General features: G+C 56.3%; 13 protein-coding genes. 8 read left to right on the top strand and 5 right to left on the bottom strand.

Annotated elements, in window-relative coordinates:
- Window positions 1–4: 4 nt before the first annotated feature.
- Window positions 5–1,099 carry an NAD(P)H-dependent flavin oxidoreductase gene (locus tag ABD890_RS22080; RefSeq protein ID WP_345094638.1) on the bottom strand — a complete coding sequence of 365 codons (1,095 nt, stop codon included), beginning with the start codon at window positions 1,097–1,099 and terminating at the stop codon, window positions 5–7.
- Between the two features lie 250 nt (window positions 1,100–1,349).
- Here ABD890_RS22080 and ABD890_RS22075 point away from each other — a divergent pair, with 250 nt between their 5' ends.
- From ABD890_RS22075 to ABD890_RS22060, 4 genes are all read left to right on the top strand, one after another.
- The gene (locus ABD890_RS22075) at window positions 1,350–2,330 is read left to right on the top strand and encodes a DUF1559 family PulG-like putative transporter (protein ID WP_345094636.1); all 981 of its coding nucleotides are present in this window, start codon (window positions 1,350–1,352) and stop codon (window positions 2,328–2,330) included.
- Window positions 2,331–2,363: 33 nt separating this feature from the next.
- Window positions 2,364–2,798 (top strand): hypothetical protein, encoded by a 435-nt coding sequence (locus ABD890_RS22070; RefSeq protein WP_345094634.1) that lies wholly within the window; start codon window positions 2,364–2,366, stop codon window positions 2,796–2,798.
- Between the two features lie 132 nt (window positions 2,799–2,930).
- Window positions 2,931–4,040, top strand: coding sequence for a hypothetical protein (locus ABD890_RS22065; RefSeq protein WP_345094632.1), 1,110 nt, complete (start codon window positions 2,931–2,933; stop codon window positions 4,038–4,040).
- Between the two features lie 88 nt (window positions 4,041–4,128).
- The gene (locus ABD890_RS22060; protein ID WP_345094630.1) at window positions 4,129–5,013 is read left to right on the top strand and encodes an alpha/beta hydrolase fold domain-containing protein; all 885 of its coding nucleotides are present in this window, start codon (window positions 4,129–4,131) and stop codon (window positions 5,011–5,013) included.
- A gap of 90 nt (window positions 5,014–5,103) precedes the next feature.
- On the opposite strand, the gene ABD890_RS22055 is transcribed toward ABD890_RS22060, so the two are convergent.
- From ABD890_RS22055 to ABD890_RS22045, 3 genes are read right to left on the bottom strand one after another with little or no spacing between them, the layout of a single operon-like run.
- Window positions 5,104–6,240 carry a hypothetical protein gene (locus tag ABD890_RS22055; RefSeq protein ID WP_345094629.1) on the bottom strand — a complete coding sequence of 379 codons (1,137 nt, stop codon included), beginning with the start codon at window positions 6,238–6,240 and terminating at the stop codon, window positions 5,104–5,106.
- A gap of 7 nt (window positions 6,241–6,247) precedes the next feature.
- The gene (locus ABD890_RS22050) at window positions 6,248–7,645 is read right to left on the bottom strand and encodes a DUF1552 domain-containing protein (RefSeq protein ID WP_345094627.1); all 1,398 of its coding nucleotides are present in this window, start codon (window positions 7,643–7,645) and stop codon (window positions 6,248–6,250) included.
- A gap of 3 nt (window positions 7,646–7,648) precedes the next feature.
- Entirely contained in the window at window positions 7,649–10,090 is a 2,442-nt protein-coding gene (locus ABD890_RS22045) for a DUF1592 domain-containing protein (RefSeq protein ID WP_345094626.1), read from the bottom strand.
- Between the two features lie 266 nt (window positions 10,091–10,356).
- Between ABD890_RS22045 and ABD890_RS22040 the strand changes: the two genes are divergently transcribed.
- The 4 genes from ABD890_RS22040 (at window position 10,357) to ABD890_RS22025 (ending at window position 16,028) form a co-directional block, all read left to right on the top strand.
- Entirely contained in the window at window positions 10,357–11,805 is a 1,449-nt protein-coding gene (locus ABD890_RS22040) for a Gfo/Idh/MocA family oxidoreductase (protein WP_345094624.1), read from the top strand.
- A gap of 99 nt (window positions 11,806–11,904) precedes the next feature.
- A complete protein-coding gene (locus ABD890_RS22035; RefSeq protein WP_345094623.1) occupies window positions 11,905–13,857 on the top strand; it encodes a glycoside hydrolase family 32 protein in 1,953 nt (650 codons plus the stop codon).
- 148 nt (window positions 13,858–14,005) lie between these two features.
- Entirely contained in the window at window positions 14,006–14,986 is a 981-nt protein-coding gene (locus ABD890_RS22030) for an SPFH domain-containing protein (protein WP_345094622.1), read from the top strand.
- 10 nt (window positions 14,987–14,996) lie between these two features.
- Window positions 14,997–16,028 (top strand): diacylglycerol kinase catalytic domain-containing protein, encoded by a 1,032-nt coding sequence (locus ABD890_RS22025; RefSeq protein WP_345094620.1) that lies wholly within the window; start codon window positions 14,997–14,999, stop codon window positions 16,026–16,028.
- Window positions 16,029–16,093: 65 nt separating this feature from the next.
- Here ABD890_RS22025 and ABD890_RS22020 read toward each other — a convergent pair whose 3' ends face one another.
- Window positions 16,094–21,016: a DUF7133 domain-containing protein gene (locus tag ABD890_RS22020; protein WP_345094619.1), complete on the bottom strand. Its 4,923-nt coding sequence runs from the start codon at window positions 21,014–21,016 to the stop codon at window positions 16,094–16,096.
- Window positions 21,017–21,070: the final 54 nt, after the last annotated feature.

Raw genomic sequence — 21,070 nt, 5'->3', positions numbered from 1 at the left:
GAGTTTAATTGCCGCTGGTCATCTCTTGATGGAGACGCTGAACTAACTCAGCCGCAGGCAAGCTCCTGAGGCGTGGCGATCCTTGTCCGGCCCAGTGGGCACCATAGTCGAAGTTGCCCTGCGACTTCGCCGCGGCGTTCAACGCTTTTCCGGCATCGTAGGCGATGGGATAGTCTGGGACCTGGCTCGCTTCGACCTCGTGGCAGAGATTGGCCAGAACATTCGGCAAGCTTCGCGCAGGCCGGCCAGAAATCGTGTTAGTCATCACCGTTTCATGGGCTGCATTCGACTGCAAACGCTGACGATAGCCCGCATCGGTCGCTGCTTCCGGACACAGCAGGAAGGCCGTTCCGAGTTGTACTGCGGAAGCTCCAGCTTGCATCGCCTCGGCAATGTCGGTTCCCTCCATGATGCCGCCAGCTGCGATCACCGGTATCGAAAGCTGCGAGGCAAGTTGGCGGGTCAGGGGCAAAGTGCCGAGTCGCGTATCGAGGCCCGACGTATCGAAGATGCCGCGATGCCCGCCTGCTTCATAGCCTTGAGCCACAACGGCATCGATCCCAGCGGCGGCAATCGCCTGGGCTTCTTCAAGATTGGTTGCCGTCGCCAACAGAACCGTTCCAGCTTGCTTCAAGGCTGCGATTGTGGAAGAAGGAGGCAGGCCAAAGTGAAAGCTCACGATCGGCGGGCGTTCTTCCAGCAGCATCTCCAGCATCGGTTCGTTCTGCACGAAGCTGGTGTAGATCTCGCGAAGTGATTGTGGTGGTTCGCAATCGAAGTTGGCGAAATGGGGACGGAGCCGTTCGATCCAGGCCGCTTGGCGGACCGGATCTTCAGTGGCGGGACGATGACAAAACAAATTCACGTTGAACGGTCGATCGCTTCGTTCACGAACGGACCGGATCATCATTCGCGATGCATCGACATCTAAGTTGCCAATACCGATTGAGCCGAGCCCGCCAGCTGAAGAGACAGCCACATTCAATTCCACAGTCGATACACCAGCCATCGGAGCTTGGATGATGGGAAGCGGGATCGAGAGTTGGGTCAGAAGTGTGTTCATGTCGAGGATGGTGTGGGGCCAGTGATCAGTCGTCATAAAGGCAGCGGGACCAAGGAATTAGATGGGCGGGAAGCGAGATCGTTACAGCGAGGGCGATCGTTCCAGCCGGGAAGCCGTCCGATACGTGCTAGTTTGGGATGACTAGGTTGTTTGGTCTGAAATGAAGAAGGGATGAGAAGGCACCTCACGCTTGCGTATTAAGGTTGAGTTTGTTCCAATGGCAGTGTAAGGTAAAAGTGTGAAAATCGTGATCTAATCTGTCGGATCTTTTCTTGGAGCGCGGTCCATGTCTTTTCGTAAGCGACTAGGTCGCGGCGGCGGTTTTACGCTCGTAGAGCTGCTTGTCGTGATCGCCATCATCGGAGTGTTGATTGCTTTATTGCTTCCCGCTGTGCAACAGGCACGTGAAGCAGCCCGCCGGATGCAATGCTCGAACAACCTCAAACAGGTCGGCATTGCTCTGCACAACTATCACGACGTGGTGCGAACGTTGCCGCCAGGTTCGTTGCGGCTGACGGGGCACGGCAATTCGTTCTGGGTTCATATCCTTCCCCATCTGGAAGCGGGCAACGTCTACGACAAGATCCCAGCAATGCAGTGGTTCTGGTTGGGAAGCACTTCGTCGAGCTCGGCCGCGACCCGTGCGGCGTTCGCCAACTTCAATCCTGTTTGGTTGAACTGCCCGTCGAGTTCCTTACCAGACACGACCAATCAACAGGGAACTGAAGTCGCCATCGCCGACTACATTGCGATCGCCGGCGCCGAAGGGCATCAGACGTGCGATCCGAACAATCAGGACATGGGCCTAGTCTGTGGTGGTGGGATGCTGGTGCCGAACATCGTGCATGGTTTCCGCGATGCAACCGACGGGACTTCCAACACGATGGTGGTTGGGGAAAGCTCTGGCCGCAGCTTCAACAGCAGTGGGGCGATTGTCGATCCACGAAACAGCCGGAGCAGCGGTTTTCAGATGGGGAAGAACTACAACACGATCCCCAAGGGCCCTGATAGCTGGTACATCAGTCACATCCATAGCCGACGCTGCTACAACTTCACAACCGTGGTCTATCCGATTGGTCACAACACCTACAACGGAACGACCCAAGGCAACGATCGCTGCAATGCGCCTCTCAATTCCGAGCATCCTGGCGGTGCCCAGTTTTTGTTCCTCGATGGAAGTGTTCACTTCCTGCCAGAGACCACGCAGTTGGCTTTGCTGAAGAATCTTGCCAATCGTGACGACGGTAACGTTGTAACGATTCCTTAACGAGCCATCGAAAACCAAACAAGGAATTGGGAAATGAGCATATCGATTCGCCACGGCTGGGGCCTGGCAGGTATCTTGGCCTTGCTGCTGACCATTGGTTGCTTTCCGAAGCCAACCGAGCCGGTGGGTAGCGTGACGGGTACGGTTAGCTACGAAGGAACACCTCTCGACGACGGGATCGTTTCGTTCATCAACTACGATCAAGGCGTTCGCGTCGATGCCGAGATCCAGCCTGATGGAACGTACACGGCAACGACCCACAAAGGAGGCTTGCCGCTGACCGAGTACAAAGTCATCGTCTTCCCACCAGAGATTCCAGACCCGAACCCGTCGGGCACTTCGGAGCCAGGGCTCGTGCTGAAGAAGATGGACAACATCCCCAAGCAGTACCGGGCCCCAAAGACGACGCCACTGACGTGCCAGGTCGAAGCGGGCGAGAATACGTTTGATGTCGAGATGAAAAACTAAGTCGTACCGATCGCAACGACCGGTATTCGAGAAAAGCCTTCCCATGCGGAAGGCTTTTTTTGTGGCGCTGCGGCCGAACGATTACAATGGGGCGACTCCCACTTCCACCCTACCTTCCTCTGCAATCTTGCCATGCCCTCGACAACGACTCGCCTGATTGGTTTGCTCCTTTATGCCGTGATGACGAATTGGTGCTATGGTGCCGAGTGGCACGTCGACAATCAAACCGGTCGCGATTCCTACGCCGGCTCCGCCGAGAAGCCTTTCGCCACGCTGCAAAAAGCGATCAACACGGCTAAAGACGGAGATGTCATTCAATTGCACCCGGCCGGGGCGATCTATCGCCAGTCGGCACTTTTACCAGCTCGTTCCGGCATTACCATTGAAGGCAATGGAGTGACGCTCGACGGCGCCGATCCGCTCCCGAATGAAGGTTGGGAAAAAGTCGAGTCTGATCTGTTTCGGAAGCAATTGCCCGTGACCGCGTACAACCGCCATCTGCTGATTGTTGATGGCAAGATGGAGCGGATGAACCGTACGCAAAGTTCGAACTCGCCGCCGTTCCCTCCGCTAGAAGAACTGAAGCCAGGACAGTTCCGTTTTGAGAACATCGACGAGAAGAAGGGTTGGCTCTACGTCCGTGGCAGCACTGCCAACTTGCAATGGGCTACCCGCGTCAATGGCCTGGCAACCAGTGGAATCTGTCGCCGAATTGTCGTGCGAGACTTGAAGACCCGTAACTTTCTGAATGATGGGTTCAATGCTCATGGGGACGGCCGCGAGATGCGGTTCGAGAACATCGAGGGTTACGACTGCTTCGACGAAGGGTTCTCGGCCCATGAAACGTGCGAGTGCGTGATCGACGGCGGGAAGTTCTTCGGCAATGAGAACGGAATCGCCGACGTGAATCAGGCCGAGACGGTTTATCGAAATTGCCAGTTCTTCGGCAATGTGAATACCGATGTCTATTTGATCGGGCAGCGGCATGAACTGGTCGATTGCCAGATCACCAACACGACGACCGCTTCGGCGTTGGTGGCTGGCCCGCGAGCCGATGTCGAAGGTTTCGAGTTGAAACTGACGCGAGTCGAGGTCCGTACGAAAGAGAAAAGCACGCCTGCGTTGGTTCGCGTCAACGGAGGAGAACTGGTGATCGATGATTGCCGCTTCACCGATACGACCTTGAATACGATCGGTGCGAAGGTGATTGAATCTTCCGCTAAGCCAGCAGAATCGAATTGAAGCCGTTAATTTGGTTGGCGTGCCGGTTGTGGATTTGCGAGAATAGGGGCTTCCTGTCCCATTTTGCATCCTCGAAGGAACCCGCCTTATGAAGAAACTGTTTCTGTTTCTCGCCCTGCTGGGCTTCACGCAGCAAGCGTTCGCTGCGGATACCAAGGAAATGAAAGACGTGCCGTACGGAGACCATCCGCGGCAAGTTCTCGACTTCTATCAGGCCGAATCGGACAAGCCGACCCCAGTGGTGTTTTACATCCATGGCGGTGGCTGGCAAGGTGGCGATAAGAAGACCAATCCGAAGCCCTATCTCGACAAGGGGATCTCGGTCGTGGCGATTAACTATCGCTACGTGAAGAACGCCGTCGAAGAAGGCGTGACTCCACCGGTGAAAGCTCCGCTGGAAGACGCGGCCCGAGCACTGCAGTTCATCCGGTCGAAGGCTGGCGAATGGAATCTCGACAAAGAAAAGATCGGTGCCACCGGCGGTTCCGCTGGTGGTTGCTCGTCGCTGTGGCTTTCGTTCCATGACGACATGGCCGATCCTAGCAGCGATGATCCGATCGCTCACGAATCGACTCGGCTCTACTGTGCTGCCGTGAACGGTGCCCAGGTTTCGCTCGATCCGAAAGAGCTGCGCGAATGGATGCCCAACTATCGCTATGGTGCCCATGCCTTCGGCCTGCCGAATCTGGACGTCGTGATGGAAAAGCGTGAGTCGGTGATGCCTTGGATCAAAGAATACTCGCCGATCGAACACGTCTCCAAAGATGACCCACCGATCGCGATGTTCTACGGTGGCGAGAAGCCAGTCCTTGGTTCGTCCCCGAAAGATCCTACGCATTCCGGCGTGATGGGGTTGAAGCTGAAGGAACGCCTCGAAGAAGCTGGTGTCGATGTCGTGCTGATTCACCCGGGCGTCGAAAAGCCACAATACCGCAACGCAACCGAGTACCTGATCGAAAAGCTGAGCAACTAAGCTTGATCTTCGCGGTTCACTCAAAATAAAAGCCTCGTTCCTGGAACGAGGCTTTTTGAATGCGCTGACTTGAAATCGTTGACCGCAGAACTAGTTGCGTTCCGGCCACAGCGATTGCTCAACGGGCAACGTGACAACCGGCCAGTTCATTGGGAAGATGCGAACGATCCGTCCTGGTCGGTAGCCTTCCAGAAGCATCTGGGGCTGGACACGGATTTGAACACCGCTGCTGCCAGGCTGCTTGTCGATCTCCGTCTTCTCGAGGATCGGTCCGACTTTGCGATCGTTCACTTGATCGTAGATTTGCAGAGTTGGCTCTGCCACGACTACATGCACCGAACCAGAGACTTTGAAGTCTTCGATCAACTGGGGATCGACTCCACCGAATAATGTGACCGTCAAAACGCGATTTGGGTTGTCAACCGCTTCGATGATGCCGGCCAGACCGCGATCTTTCTGGTAAAGGCGATGCTGTTCGAGCTGCTGAGCGGAGGCGATTGCTCGCGACTTTTCATCCAGCCATAGATCGGTACAGCGTCCGATTCCATAGAGCGTGGCCCAGGTCAAGTTGAACAACACCGTCTGACCCGGCTCGATGTCCTCGAGTGTGGCGATCTTGTCGCCTTGGTAGACCCGTGTGGCCGAAGTCAGGTCGAGCTTGATCTTCGTCGGTTCTTTTTCCCCTTCGGCCTGACTGACCAGATAGAGCTGCATTTCTTTCAGGTCGACCGAATCGACCAGCCACAACTGTTTCTTATTCTGGTAGTAGGTGAAGTCATCTTCCAGGCGGAACGCCTTGTTAAAGCCGTCTTCGATACTTTTGCGGTTCAGGAAGATCGAATGGGTCTCTTCGTCTTTGTCCTTATAATAGAACCAGCCATGCAGATGCGTCCCGAGCGGGATGTCTTTGAGTGCCGCCGGAGCACCGTGATAGGCAACCGATCCATAAGGGAGCATGCGGAAGTCGATCGGCAAGTCCCAGTGACTTCGCCGCTGGGCGTCGGTTCGCGAAACCCGAAGCACGCCGGTGCGGCGAATGTGATCGACGCCTACCAGTTCGCCAGAGAAGTAATGCGCCGAACCTTCCGGTGGAAATTGCCCCGCCACCGTCTGGAACCAGGGGAGCTTCTCGTCCGGGTTGGCATCGGTGCGGTACGCTTCCTGGGCCGCAAGCGGCGAGGCGAAACCGACAACAAACAACATCAGGCAGGCAAGTTTCAATCGCACGAGAGGACTACCCCAAAATTTCCGACATGACTCGGTTGCTGTCGCCAAACTGTTCGGCTGGGACATCCATTTTCTGCATCATCGTCAACAGCAGATTGCTTAAGTGGGCATCGCTGTCGATCGGCCGCGAGCAAACACGGTAGTGCTTCTGCGAGTCGTCCATGGTGTAATTGCCCAGCGATGGCAGGTTGAAGTCGACATGGTTACCATGCTTCAAGCCCAAGCCGGAACCACCTGCCAGGATCATTGGCAAGTTGGCGTTGCCGTGACTGTGACCATACGCCATGCCACTGCCAAACAAGACCATTGTCCGGTCGAGCAGCGTTTCGTTCTCTTCTTCCTGGTACGACTTCAAGCGTTCGAGGAAGTATGAGAACTGCTGGACAAGGAAGGTATCGGTTTCGGTCAAGCGGCGAAGTTGTTCCGGATCGCCGTTGTGGTGCGAAAGTTCGTGGCGGGTTTGAGCGACGCCGATTTCTGGAATCGCCAGGCCATTGCTTTCGCTACCGCTCATGCAGGTAATGACCCGCGTCATGTCGGTTCGCAGGGCCAACACCATCAGGTCGTAGATCGTTCGATACAGGTCGCCTGCATCGGTGTTCGGGATGTCGCGGGTCAGCTTGGCCTTGGTGGCTTCAGCAACCTCTGGCTTTGGAATGTCGAGCCAGTCGTACGAACGTTGCGTACGAATCTCGACGTCGCGGACCGCATGTAGGTACTCATCGAGTTTGTTGCGGTCTTCGGTGCCGATCTGACCTCGGAACGAATTGGCATCTTCCAAGATCGCATCGAGCACACTACCACGGCGATTGAGGTTTCGCTTTGCTCCTTCGACGCCTCCCTTTTCCACGCCGAATAATCGATCGAAAATCGCTCGCGGGCGGCGTTCGGCAGGCAGCGGGATACCATCCGGAGACCAGGCCAGCGTACCGCCGGTGATCGCCAGTTCAAGCGATGGAAATCGTGTGTGCGGCGAGGTGACCTGAGCCATCATCTGGTCGGCGGAAACCGAGTTGCGGAAGGCGCCCCCTTCCTGACTGATCTTGGCGGCGGTGAGCCAGATTTTATCGCACTCATGTGCCTGACCGATGCCGTTGGGATGGTATAGACCGCTGATCGGCGTGATTTGCTGACGATGCGCCTCGAGCGACTTCATCGGGCCGCTCAGTTCATAGTCAGCCCCCGCCTGTTGAATCTGCCAGGTCAGGGTGTTCACGCCATTCGGCACGTAGATGAAGACGGCGCGTTTCGGCTTGGCTTTGCCCTTTTCCGCCTCGGCCTTCTCTTCCGCCAGCAGTGAAGCGGGATCCATGCAATGGAGCAATGGAAGAGCAAGACTTGCCCCCATGCCTCGCAGCACGTGTCGGCGGCTAACTTTCCATCGTCGTGAATTGAAATAGCTCATGGTTCACCGTTTCTGGAACAAGTCGGAAAGGACAAAGGCTTCGACCAGATCACGCACGCGGTAATCAGTATCTCGGCTTTGCGCCGCGATTGCCTCGAGGGACTGGCGATCGTCAACCGTCATGGTTCGACGAAGGGAATAGGTTGCCAGCTTCTTCAGGAAGGTATCGTTAAAGTCATCGACATTCGCCAACAGCAACTGGCGGAACTCAGCCGGACCGGCGAACTCGCGACCATCCGGCAGCACGCCACTGGCGTCGACTTTCGGATTCGATCCGGTGCCGTTGGGTACTACTTCTTCGGTTCGCCAGCGACCGATGGCATCGAAGTTGTCGAACGCCAGGCCCAGCGGATCGATCTTGCGATGGCATGCCGCGCAGTTGGCATCATGCTTGTGGGCTTCCAGTTTCATGCGAATGGTCGCCTTGGGCGAATCGACCGGGTTTGGTTCGATCGGATCGACATTCGCTGGAGGTGGCGGAGGCGACTTGCCAAAGATCGATTCCATCACCCATACACCACGATGCACCGGTCGATGGCGTGTGCCATCGGAAGTGAGCGACAAGATTGCGGCCTGGGTCAACAGACCACCACGATGGACTTCGTCTGAAAGGGGGACTCGCTGGAAGCGATCCGCTTCGATGCCTGGCATTTCGTAGTGCATCGCCAAACGAGGATTCACCATCGTCCAGTCGGAATCAAGGAACTCGCGGAGACTCAAATTCTGGTCGAGCACTTCCTGAAAGAAGGCGGACGTTTCGCCTCGCATGCTTCGTTCCAGGTGCGGATCGTAGTTGGGGTAAAGATCTTTGTTCGGCGGGAACATCCCGAGCTTGTGCAGTTGCAGCCATTGCCGTGGAAAGTCTTGGCTGAAGCGGGCGGCCCGTGGATCGGCCAACATGCGATCGAACTGTTCTTTCAAGACTTGCTTGTCGTGCAGTTTGCCTTCATGAGCAAGCTTCAGCAGCTCTTCATCGGGCATCGTGCTCCATAGCATGTAGGCCAGCCGATTGGCGATCTCAAAATCGTCGAGCGTATCGGTCGGCTGCTCCAGATTGCCTTCAACCAGAAACAGAAAGTCTTTCGAGCATAGGACGCCCAGCATCGCCGTTTTCATGGCGGGCTGCGTCTTGGCTCCGGCTGCCAGTTCTTCGTTGGCGATCGTCATGTAGCGGTCGACTTCTGCCGCGGTAACCGGACGTCGGAAGGCATCTTCGCAAAAGCGTGTCAGGCATTCACGAATCTCGTCTGGCTTGGCACCGTCGGCAGGCATGTAGCGTGCCCGTTTGCCCGCGACTTCGTCGGTGATGATCGGGCCTTCCCATTCCACCCAGTCGACAATCAGGAACGGATAGAGCGGCACGCCTTCTTCGTCGGTCAGCTTAATTTGCCACGGAATGCGGCCTTCCTTCAGGCTGAAGAAGGGACGATTGCCCGACCGGCCTGAGCGAGGCAAGTTTGAAGGGCCTGGGACGTCGTTGGTCAATTCAAACGAGTTTGCAGAAGGTGGCAAGTGACAAGTGAACTCAACGATCTCAGGCTTGTCTTCGGGAGCGAGAATATCTTGCTCGAACAGCAGGCGATCGATCTTGTCGGCATAGAAAGTAAGGTGAGGGGCACGTCCGCCGGGCGGTTTCATTCCACTGACTTGAATGCGGACTTTGAAGAAGCCCCCATTCTTCAGCATATCGTTGCCTGGGCCAGGTCTTCCCCCTTGGATATGATGCCCGGGCCACATGTCGACACGAACTTTGTCGGCCAGGCCTTGGGCTTCCAACTCTTCGATCTGTTCGCGCGAAGGGCCGCCACGCAGGTCGAGGGCTCGCTTCCGAACGATCGTGGTTTCGATCGGTTTTTCTGGATACGCCTCGTCCAGAATTTGTTCGGCCGCGTTGTAGTACTTCTCGATGTGCGAGGCGGACAACGAAAGGACCGTGCCGATACGCTCGAAACCGTGGTACTCGGCATCTTCATTTAGTCCGCCAGGGTCGGCGACGCCGTAACGTACGCCAAGAAGATCTTCGACCGTGTTGGCATATTCGGATCGCGAAAGGCGATGAAACGAAACCGGCTGTCGTTTGGCGAGCCGGGCCGAGCGACCTTCTTCAATGCGTGCCGCCAGCCATTCGACCACCTTGGCACCTTGTTCCGCGGTCGGACGCTCCGGTTCGTCTTCCGGGGGCATCTCGCCACTGTTGATCTTCTCGATCACCTCCAACCAGCGATTGACCGTGGTGCCGCCACCGACATCTTTTGACAGCGTATCGACGCGGAAATCACCTTCCTGCGACTCAGGGCCATGGCACCGAACACAGTGCGACTGCATGAACGTTCCAACAACATCCTGGAACGGTGCGGCCTGATCGGCGGCTTGCGATTGAGAGCACGCAATGGTTCCCAAAATGGCAACCGAAAGCATGACGCGCGAGAGTGGTCGACTCATCATATTGGGCAGCGGCTGAAAGGTGGGAAGGAAGGAGGCGGGATAGGAAACTTTCTTCCTTGGGGTAGGCTGCCTCATCTTAGACCCAATCGTTTGGGTGGGTCAATTGAAAAACACAATTGTCCCCATAAATCTTTCTGTCTGGGTGTGATTTGGCGCAACACAAAGTTTGACGCAGGGTTACTCACTCGTCAGAATGCATCTCACCTGCATTGAAATCGCTTACTACAGCGGTCCCTCCTCCCAATCCCAAAACCACGGAGCTTGTCATGTCGCCACTGAATCGTCGTCACTTCTTGCAAACCTCGGCCGCTGGTGCGGGCCTGATTCTCACCGGAACGGCCGCCTCAGGTGCGGTGCAAGGTGCCAACGAGCGCGTCCGCATTGCGGTCGCGGGTCTGAATGGTCGCGGTAAGAACCACATTGATGGCTGGCTCGGCCAAGACAATGTCGAGATCGCTTACCTGATCGATCCCGACGAGAAGGTGCTCGCCCGAACCGTGAAAGCGGTTCAAGACAAAGTCGATGGCAAGTTCAAGGTGAAAGGCGTTCGTGATGTTCGCGAAGCCCTCGACGACCCGAACCTCGATGCTATCTCGATCGCCACACCAAACCACTGGCATTCGCTGATGACCATCTGGGCCGCCCAGGCCGGTAAGCACGTCTACGTCGAAAAGCCAATGAGCCACGACGTGCAAGAAGGTCGCGTTGCGGTTGAAGCTCAAAAGAAATATGGCGTCGTGATCCAGCATGGTACGCAGCGTCGTAGTGATGCCGGAATCGCTGGCCTGCACGAAGCGATCCAGGCCGGTAAGTTTGGTCGCCTCAAGATTTCGTATGGTTACTGCTGCAAGCCACGTGGCGGCATCGGCAACAAGTCGGTTTCGCAGTCGCCGGAACAACTCGACTGGAACTTGTGGCGTGGACCAGCGGAAGTCGCCGAGTACCACGGCAACTACCATCCATACAACTGGCATTGGTTCTGGCAGACTGGCAACGGCGACTTGAATAACCAGGGAACGCATCAACTTGATGTCGCTCGCTGGGCGATCGATACGGACCAGACGCATCCTGTTCGCGCTATGGCGATCGGTGGTCGTTTCCAGTGGGACGATCAGGGCGAAACCCCGAACACCATGTTTGCCATGGCCGAGTACCCGAACGGTCAGTATGTCTTCTTCAACGTTCGCAACGTCAACTACAAAGGTTACGAACATCAGGTCGAGAACGAGTACTACTTTGAGGACGGCGGACGCATCATTCGTGGCGTCTATTATCCGAAGGGAAGCGACAAGGGGGAAAAGGTCAAGGTCGACCGAGGCAGTGTCACGCCAGGCGGTAACTGGGGTAGCTTCATCTCGGCCGTGCGGGCCAATGATCCAAGCATGGCCAATGGCAATGTGAACGATGCGCACTATGCCTGTGTGCTGGGGCACTTGATGAACAACTCGTATCGCCTGGGCGAACAGGTTCCGTTCAACGCCAAGGCAGGCAAGTTCGGCGACAATGCCGAGGCGGCCGAGCACTTCGGCCGTCTGCACGAGATTATGGACAAGGGTGTTGGGGTGAAGGACAACGAAAACTACACCGTCGGGCCAACGTTGACCTTCGATCCTGAAACGGAGAAGCACGTGGGCGACCACTCCGAAGCGGCCAATTCGTTGCTGAAGGATAAGAATCGCAAGGGATTTGAGATCCCCGAAATTGCCAAGGTGTAAACCGATCGCAATCGACTTACAATGCAAACCAACAGACAGGCGCCGAAGCACTCCTTCGGCGTCTGTCGTTTTAATAGACCCTATCGATTGAGATCTCTGATGAAACGTTCGCTTGTCCGTTGGTTTGCTGTGACCTCTGTTGCTTTGACTTTGGGGCTACCAGGTTTGCAGGCCGCCGAACTAGAAAAGAACCAAACGCTGATCGCGGACTTCGAAGGCACCACTTACGGCGATTGGCAAATCACTGGCGATGCCTTCGGAACCCAGCCTGCTGCTGGCACGCTGCCAGGGCAAATGGACGTGAGCGGTTTCGCAGGGAAAGGGCTCGTCAATTCTTTCCGTGGTGGCGATAAGACCACCGGCACGTTGACTTCGCCAAGCTTCACGATCGAACGCCCGTTTCTCAACTTCTTGATTGGGGGTGGCGGCTACAAAGACGAGACCTGCATGAATTTGATCGTCGATGGTAAGGTCGTCCGAACAGCGACCGGTCCCAATCGACGACCGGGTGGGACGGAGCGTCTGCAACCGGTGCACTGGAACATTGAATCGCTGAAAGGTAAACAGGCGAAGCTACAAATTGTCGACAACCGAACTGGCGGCTGGGGGCATATCAATGTCGACGACATCTGGCAGAGCGAAACATGCCGCGGCATCTCATCTGACGAAATCTTCCAGCAGCCGAACATGCAGACGTTTCCCTCGTACGGCGACGTTGGCTACGACCAGACCTATCGGCCGCAGTTTCATTTCACTTCGCTGAAGAACTGGCTGAATGATCCGAACGGCATGGTTTACTTCGATGGTGAGTACCATTTGTTCTTCCAGCACAATCCGCACGACACCGTTTGGGGCAACATGACCTGGGGACATGCGGTTAGCCCCGACATGGTCCACTGGAAGCAACTTCCCCATGCGATCTTGCCGTACGAAGAAGGCACGATCTTCTCTGGCACAGCGGTGGTCGATCACAACAACAGCTTGGGCGTTCAACAAGGCGATACCAAGACGCTGGTCGCGGCATTCACGTTTGCCCGCAGTCCGTTCTATCAAGCGATTGCTTACAGTACCGATCGTGGCCGGACGTTTCAGCTTTGGAACGAAGGGAAAGCGGTCGTGGAAAATCAAGGTTACGATGCCGGAGAACGCGATCCCAAGATCTTCTGGCACGAAGCGAGTCAGAAATGGGTGATGGTGTTGTGGGTGAAGCAGGGGCAGCCTGGTCGTGTACTCTTCTTTCAATCGGACGATTTGAAGTCGTGGAAGGAAGTCAGCCAATTCGATCGCGACTGGGTATTCGAGTGCATGGATCTGGTCGAGTTGCCGCTCGATGGCAATCCCAACGACAAACGCTGGGTGCTGTACGACGCCAGTTTTGAATACGAGACTGGCAAGTTTGACGGCCAACGATTCTTGACCGACGAAAGGGTCTTGCGGGGCGACTATGGACCGAACTTCTATGCCGCCCAGACGTTCAACGATAGCCCGGACGATCGAACGGTCATCATGGGGTGGATGCGAGGCGAGAACGTTCCTTTCCGCCGCGAACGAATGCCGTTCCATCAGCAGATGAGCTTTCCGCAGACGATGGAACTGAAGTCAACGGCCGACGGCGTGAAACTGTTTCGCTGGCCGATCGACGAAATCAAAAAGCTTTACCAGAAGCAAGTCACGCTCGACAACACAATCATCGCCGAGGCCAACGAGGCCCTGAAAGACTTCTCGGCCGATCTGCTGGATATCTCGATCGCGTTCGAGGCGAAGGCCGACACGACGTTGACGGTCGACCTTCGAGGGCAGGCGATCACCTATCGTAACGGCATGCTGCACTACCAGAACGCGACAATGCCAGCCCCTGTGATCGATGGCCAAGTGCAAGTGCGGATGCTGGTCGATCGCGCTTCGGTGGAACTGTTTGTGAACGGCGGCGAGTTTGTCGCAACGTTCAACGCCGAGATCGATCCGCAGAATCTTTCGGTACACCTAGGCGGTTCTGAAAAGGCTGCGATTTCCAAGTTGGAAGTGCACCAGCTTGGCTCGGCCTGGAAATAGGTCGGCCAGCCTCTAGGCCTGAATTCGTGCCGAAATTCACGGACTCAAAAATCCTGACAATTTGCTTGCTTTCAATGGTGTGACTTATACACTAAGGGTGACGGCAGAAAGAAATGCCGCAATACCACACCGTCGAAGGAACCACGTTATGTTGGGGATTAGCTTCATCAAGGCGCCGCCATCTACGCATGTCATGCTCTTCCGTGGTGGCAAGGTGGTATGCGAAGGGGCAGGGCTCTCGTTCTTCTATTTCTCGCCCAATGCCACCCTGGTTCAGGTACCGATCGCCAGTATCGATGTGCCATTCGTGTTCAACGAGGTGACGTCTGATTTTCAAGACGCCACCATCCAGGGCGAGATTACCTTCAGAATCAACAACCCCAGCAAGTTGGCAGGGCTACTCGACTTCAGCACCGATGCCTGGGGACGTTATCGATCGGACGATCCGTCGAAGCTGAACGATCGCTTGATCCACACTGCCCAGACTCTTGCCCGGGCTTTCACGTTGAAGAAGACGTTACGCGAACTGCTGGTCAGCAGCGACGAACTGGTCGCTCAGGTCTTTGCAGAACTGACGGAATCTTCGGCGGTTGCGATGCTAGGTGCCGAGGTCTTGTCGCTGTCGGTTTTGTCGATCAAGGCAACGCCGGAGATGGCGAAGGCCCTACAAGCCGAGGCTCGGGAAAAGCTACTGCTGGAGGCAGACGAAGCGATTTATGCCCGCCGCAACACGGCCGTCGAACTCGAACGTCAGATCAAAGAAAACGAACTGAACACCGAGATCGCTGTCCAGCAAAAGCAACGTCAGGTCCGCGAAACGAAGCTGGCGGCCGACATTGCCATCGAACAGGAACGTACGACACTCGTCGATCGCAAGATCGACAACGAACGCAAAGAATCGCAGGCCAAGGCTGACGCATTGAAGGCGATTCTCGAACCACTGAAGGATATCGACTGGCGAACGCTGTTGGCTGCATCGCCCGGCGGACTCGATGCCAATCAGATGATTGCAATGGCCTTTCGTGACCTGGCCGACAACGCCGAGAAGGTTGGCAATTTGAACATCTCGCCAGACTTGCTCAGCACGCTGCTCGAAAACCAACAGCAAGTTCCGCGACGCACGAAGTAAGGAGAACACCATGGGAATTGGTGCCCAGTGGATCGTAGTCGTCACGCGGGAAACGCGGATGGAGGGCTTGAAGCAGCGCTGGGGAACTTCGCGTCAGGCCGACTTCCTGATGGAGGCTGCCGTCGAGCACGAAGTGGAACGACGCTTTCGGAAACGCAAGACGAAGGGCGGTTCGGTCAAGCAGGAAGAGTTCGACCTGATGGCAGGCGACGTCGCCGCTTTGGCGGACAACACGGCCTATCAGCGGGAAGATACCCAGTATCAGGCAGCCGTACGGGAACTGATGCATCAATTGCGTGACCTCGGTTTTCCGGTTCGGGAAATCGATCGTTCGTACCTGGCCAACTTCGATTTCGGACGCTGTGTGTTGGTTGTGGTCGTCGGGCAAGATGGTCTCGTGGCAAACACGGCCAAGTATGTTGGCGATTTGCCGGTGATCGGTGTGAACCCAGATCCGTCGATCTACGACGGCGTCTTGCTTCCTTTTCAAGTCGGTCAGGCTCGGTCAATCGTGCAGCGCGTGCTGACCAAACGGCATCGGGTCGATAAAGTCACGCTGGCTGAAGTTAACACGGTAACTGGCCAGAAGATGCTGGCCTTCAACGATTTCTACATCGGTTGCCGTTCGCATACGTCGGCGCGGTATACGCTGGATGTCGATCAACAACGCGAACCGCAATCGTCCAGCGGCGTGTTGGTTTCGACCGGGGCAGGGTTGACCGGGTGGATGTCTTCCGTCTTCAACATGGCGTCAGGGGTAAGTCGCTACCTGAACCAGGGAGAACTTCGACCAACTAAGTTCGATCGCTGCGATCCGCAACTGATGTGGGCCGTACGCGAGCCTTTCACTAGTCGGCATTCGAGGGCCGACCATGTGATGGGGATTCTTGCCCGCGAAGAGGAACTGGTGATTGCGTCGCAGATGCCGACCGAAGGGGTGATCTTTTCGGATGGGATCGAGAGCGATTACTTAGAGTTCAACAGCGGCAACATCGCGACGTTCAGCGTCTCGAAACGCCAGGCTCATTTGGTGGTCGGTTAAAAAAAGTCCCTGCCAGATCGAATCTGACAGGGACTTTGGTTTTCAAACGGATGGATCGGCGAGGACTAGTTCTTCTCGAACAGTTTGTCCTTTTCATCGCCGCCTGCCAGGACGAACGCAGCCAGATCGTAGATCTCTTCTTCGGTCAGCCAGTTCATCATACCACCCGGCATGATCGTGGTTGCCGTGTCCGATTGCTCTTCGATATCATCCTTCTTGATGATGGTTGGCTTCTTCGGATTCTGCGGATCAGTGATCAAGTGGATCTCGTCGGGGCGATTGGCAACAATCATCCCAGAGATCACCTTGCCATCGATCGTCAGGATCGTCTGCATGCGATACTTCTGATCGATCACCTTGGCAGGGTCAACGATCGATTCGATCACATGTTCGGCGGTCTTCTTCTTGGAAGGGAGTTCGGCCAGGTTCGGTCCGAAGTTACCACCACTTTCACCGATCTGGTGACACTGGGCACAACCAAGTCGATTGAAGTAGACCTGACCGACCGCGAAGTTACGCGGAGCAGCAGCGACCTTCTTCGGATCGAGGTCGGCAGCTTTCCATTCTTTGACGAACTTCGGCACCCAACTGTCTCCGGTCGATTCCAAGGGTTTGCGACCATCTTCCAGCGGGTACTTCGCCATCAGGTCGTTGACCGCCCAGAAGGTGGCGTCGCCACGATCGATCGCGCGGATCTTTTTAACCTGAGCCGCCTCGACTGGCTTCGCTCGGTTCGACCAAGAGTTTCGTACGTAAGTCAGCACCGCGGCAACTTCTTCGTCGTTCAGAAGCTGACGGAAACCGGTCATCGGCGGCAGTGGCGGCGAACTGTAGACCTTTCCCTTCACCTCAATCGTGCCATGCATCCCGTCCAGGACGAGGGCAATCAAACGATCTTCCGAACCGGTCGCCCACAGGCTACCGTCGATCGGTGGGTAAAGGTTTGGCATGCCCTGGCCATGCGGCTGATGGCAAGTCGCACAGTGGCTTTCGCGAAGGAATATCTCCTTACCCATGGCCATCACTTCCGGATTAGCCTTCACCGGAATGCTGTTCCTCAGGTTCACCAGTTGCTTGTTCATCGAACCACGATCGGTGGCCATGTTGCTGATCAGCAATGCTTCACCCAAAGTTAAAAGCTGGGCATACTGCGGAGCCTGCTTCTCGACCGGCGAAGCTTCGCTGGCGGTGGTCAGCAGGGCCGAGAGCACGGCTGCCTGGGCACTTGGATCAAGCTGCTTGGCGACGTCACCGGCTGGCAGCGTTGCCAAGGCCTCTAAGCCAACAGCTTGTGGACCTTCGGACGTGGCCAGCTTGGCGAAGTCGGCGATCTTTTCGTCTTGGTGACCAGGCCAGGCAATGATCGCGCGGATCGCAGCGACTTGCAGGTCTGGCTGGCCAGCGGCTTGTAGCGACGAAGTTGGAATGACCTGTTTCTTGAAGCCAGGACCTTCCCACGACACTCGCAGGCCGTCGTCGCCACCGTTGTCGAAGTAGGTCACGACCAGTTCATGCGGACCTGGCGTCAGAGTGACGGTGCCACCTTTTTCGACCATGCCATGCAGACCGTCGTTATTGACCAACAATGAGCCGTTCAGGTAGAGACGCGAGCCGTCGTCCGAGACGATATAGAACTTGTACTCACCTGGGACCGGGGCAATGATCGCGGCGGTTTGCTTGGTGGCAAACTGATCTTTGCGGCCCTTCGGCACGTACTTGTTGAAGTTGTCCATGTGACCCGAGAACGTTGGCTTGACCGCGTTCAAGGTTTCGATCGCCACGTTCTGAGCAGGGTTCGGCTGATAGTAGTCGAACGCAACTGCAGGGCCGCTTCCCATCGAGCCAGCGTTTTCAGGACGCAGACCGCTTGGCAGCTCAAACATCAATGGACGAATCTTCGCATACAGCGGTGCAGCTTCGGCCGTGGTACCGACACTAGCAGCGACCTGTAGTAGATCGGCCATCAGGGCAGGGGACTGCAACGCATGATCCCAGGCCGCTTCGGCACCACCACTGGCGATCCAGCTTCGATAGACCGCTCGGCGAACGACAGGCGAGGCAGTCGTCGAGGCGAGCTTGGCAAGCAGCTGTTGCGACTTGGTCAAGTCTTCCTTCTTACTGGCGGGAAGCATGCGAGCCAGTTCGTTCAAGCTTGGCAAATTCTGGCTTTCGGCAGTCGAAATCCAGGCCACCAACTCGTCGATCTGCGAGCGATTGTTCTTCGGAGCCAGCGTGGCCAGAGCTTCCTGGCGATACTGAGCTGGAATTCCAACTCGGCTGAGAATCGCGGCGTAAACTTCGTCCGTTCGATCCAGCTTCAGCAGCAAGTCGGAGCTGGCCTTTTCCAAGGCGTAGCTCGTCGCGGCAGGCGAAAGCTTGCGGCCAGACTTGATCGCTTCGGCAATCATCTTGTCGACATCGATCCGGCTTTGAGCGTACTTCAAGACCGAGGTCAGTTCCGGATCCATTTCGTGCGTGGCGGCTTCGAAGATAACTTCGGCCGAGGCGGCACCTGGGAACTCGACTGCGGACTTGATCGCTTCGGCACGAACCAAGGGCGACTTGTCGCTGGCGGCGGCTTGCATGGTGGCTTCCCAACCATCGACCGAACCGGCCCAGTGACCGAGCGTACGAATCGCCGCGGCACGAACGCGAGGTTCGTCGGCCTGGGCAACCAGCTTCACCAGGTTCATGTTCGGCAAGCGATGTTCTTCCAAAACCCAGAGGCACTCAAGCATTGCTTGTGCGTCGTCAGGATCGTGGATGTCCTTCGAGGCGACAAAGGCTTCAACGGCCGCTTGAACTTCTTCCGAATCACGACCGCTGAGCTCGATACGAGCACGGTAACGGGTCGCGTTCTCTTTGGCATAGAACGCTGCGAGAACTTCCGGCAGCGGCTTGTCCTTCAGCCGAACTGGCTTGATCAGCGGGCGGTCTTTGGCCGTCACGCGGAAGATCCGTCCATGCTGATGATCGCGGTTCGGGTCACGCATGTTGTGCTGCATATGGCCGATCAAAGCATTCGCCCAGTCCGCAACGTACAAAGCACCATCAGCACCAATCTCGACGTCACTCGGACGGAAGTTGGGGTCGGAGGAAACGAGGATTGGATCGACTTCCTTCGCACGAATATCGGCACCGTTGTACTCGATGTCGTGATTCAGCACGCCGAGGAAACCGATGCAGTTACAGATCAGGAAGTTGTCCTGGATCTCTTCGGGGAAGTGGCTACTGGCCAGCAGACCGGTCGCGGCGACAGGACGCACGCGTTTATCGAACCACTGCTTGTTGCCGATGCCTTTGCCAATGTTCACGTACGAACCGGTACCGGTGGTGCCGTCGTTGGCGAACTGATAACCCCAACGATCGAACACGTCGCCGTGTGGATTTGGGCCGATGGGATAGTGGAATTCCATTTCAAACGTGCGCGGATTGAAACGGTGCACGCCCGTCTGCGTCGAACGATAGGTTTGCGTTGGCGTTTCCATGGTTGCCACGTTGAACACGCCACGCGACCAATAGATCCAACCGTCAGGACCCAGCACCATGGCGTTGGCCGAGTGATGCGAGTCCGCGCTGGAGAGACCTTGCAGAACGCGAATCTTGACGTCGGCTTTCAAGTCGCCGTCGGTATCTTTCAGGAACCACAGTTCCGGCAACGAGGCGACCAGCATGCCACCACCCCAGAACTCGAACCCGGTGACGCTGTTCAAGCCATCTGCGAAGACAACGCAGCGATCGGCAACGCCGTCACCATTATCGTCTGGTAAGCAGACGATACGGTCGGTGCGTGGTTCGGTTGGATTCCAGTGTGGATAGCTCGGCCAGACCGAAGCGTACATGTTTCCATCCGGATCGACAGCCAATTGAACTGGGTTGATCAGTTCCGGGAACATCTCTTCCGAAGCGAAGACGTTGGCTTCCAGACCCTTGTACAGTTCCAGCTTCTTCAAGCCTTCTTCGGCAGTACGGTACGAGAACTTACCGTCGGCCATGTCGCCATCTCGGTTCGACTTGACGACCAACTCTTCGGGAATGTTGTCGTCTTTGACTTCGAGGTCGCCCCCTTGGGCAATTGCCCACACGCGCGCATCGCGGTTGGCAGTCATGACGTCGAAGATTTCCATTTCACGCAGCATCACGTCGGCGTTCGACTGACCAAACCAGGCCAACTTCGAGCGTCCACCGTAAACGTTGTAACCGTCGACCACGCGGTAGCGGCTGAACCAGTAATAGTTCTTTTCCAGCACGGCATCACGCAGCTTGGCAACTTCAGGCGTGTCGCTGGCAGGAGCGGCTTGACCAAAGAGCTGGGGAACGATGGCTTCGGCGATCGCCTTATTGCCATGATCCAGCAGGTGGATGCCGTTCATGGTGAGCGGTTTTTCCGCGTCGGCATACAGCTTCTGCGAAGGGGTGAATAAGTCCACGAACAGAACTCCTTGTTCGTCGCAGACTTCCTTCATCGCTTCCGTATAGAGCTTCAGGTTCGGATTGTTTTGGGAACCGTCCGGCAAGTGGCGACTGTAAAGATTCTCGTGAGCGATCGGCGAGAACATCACGATCTTCGGAGCCGACTCTCCGTTGTACTTCTGCCCCTTCATTCCCGAGATCACCTCGGCCAGATCCTTCTTGAAACCAGCAGCACCTTGCGGACCCTTGAAGGCCTCGTTGTAGCCGAAGAAGGCGAACACGACGTCGGTTTCGTTCTTAGAAAGCCATTGATCAGGGCTACCGAAGTTATCTTCACGAGGGCGAAGTTTCAGTTCGTCGCCCGGGAAGGCCAGATTACGGAACGTCAGATTCAGTTCCGGATGCATCGCCTGGATATAGGTTTCCAACCAGCCATGATGCTGCATTCGATCGGCGGTCGTGTTGCCGATGATGGAAATGTGGTCGTCTTTTTCGAGCTTGAGGGCCTGAGCGTTCGCCAGGGCAACCCAAGCCAGGCTCAGGCAGACCGAAAGCGACAAAATCGTTTTACGCATGGGATCCTAAGGGTCTAGAAGGGGAACTGGGGGGTAGGTTGTGGGGAATGGAAA

This window comes from Bremerella cremea (assembly GCF_039541315.1).
Lineage (GTDB): Bacteria > Planctomycetota > Planctomycetia > Pirellulales > Pirellulaceae > Bremerella > Bremerella cremea.
The sequence above is the reverse complement of the archived record's forward strand: the minus strand, read 5'-3'. Positions and strand labels throughout refer to the sequence as shown.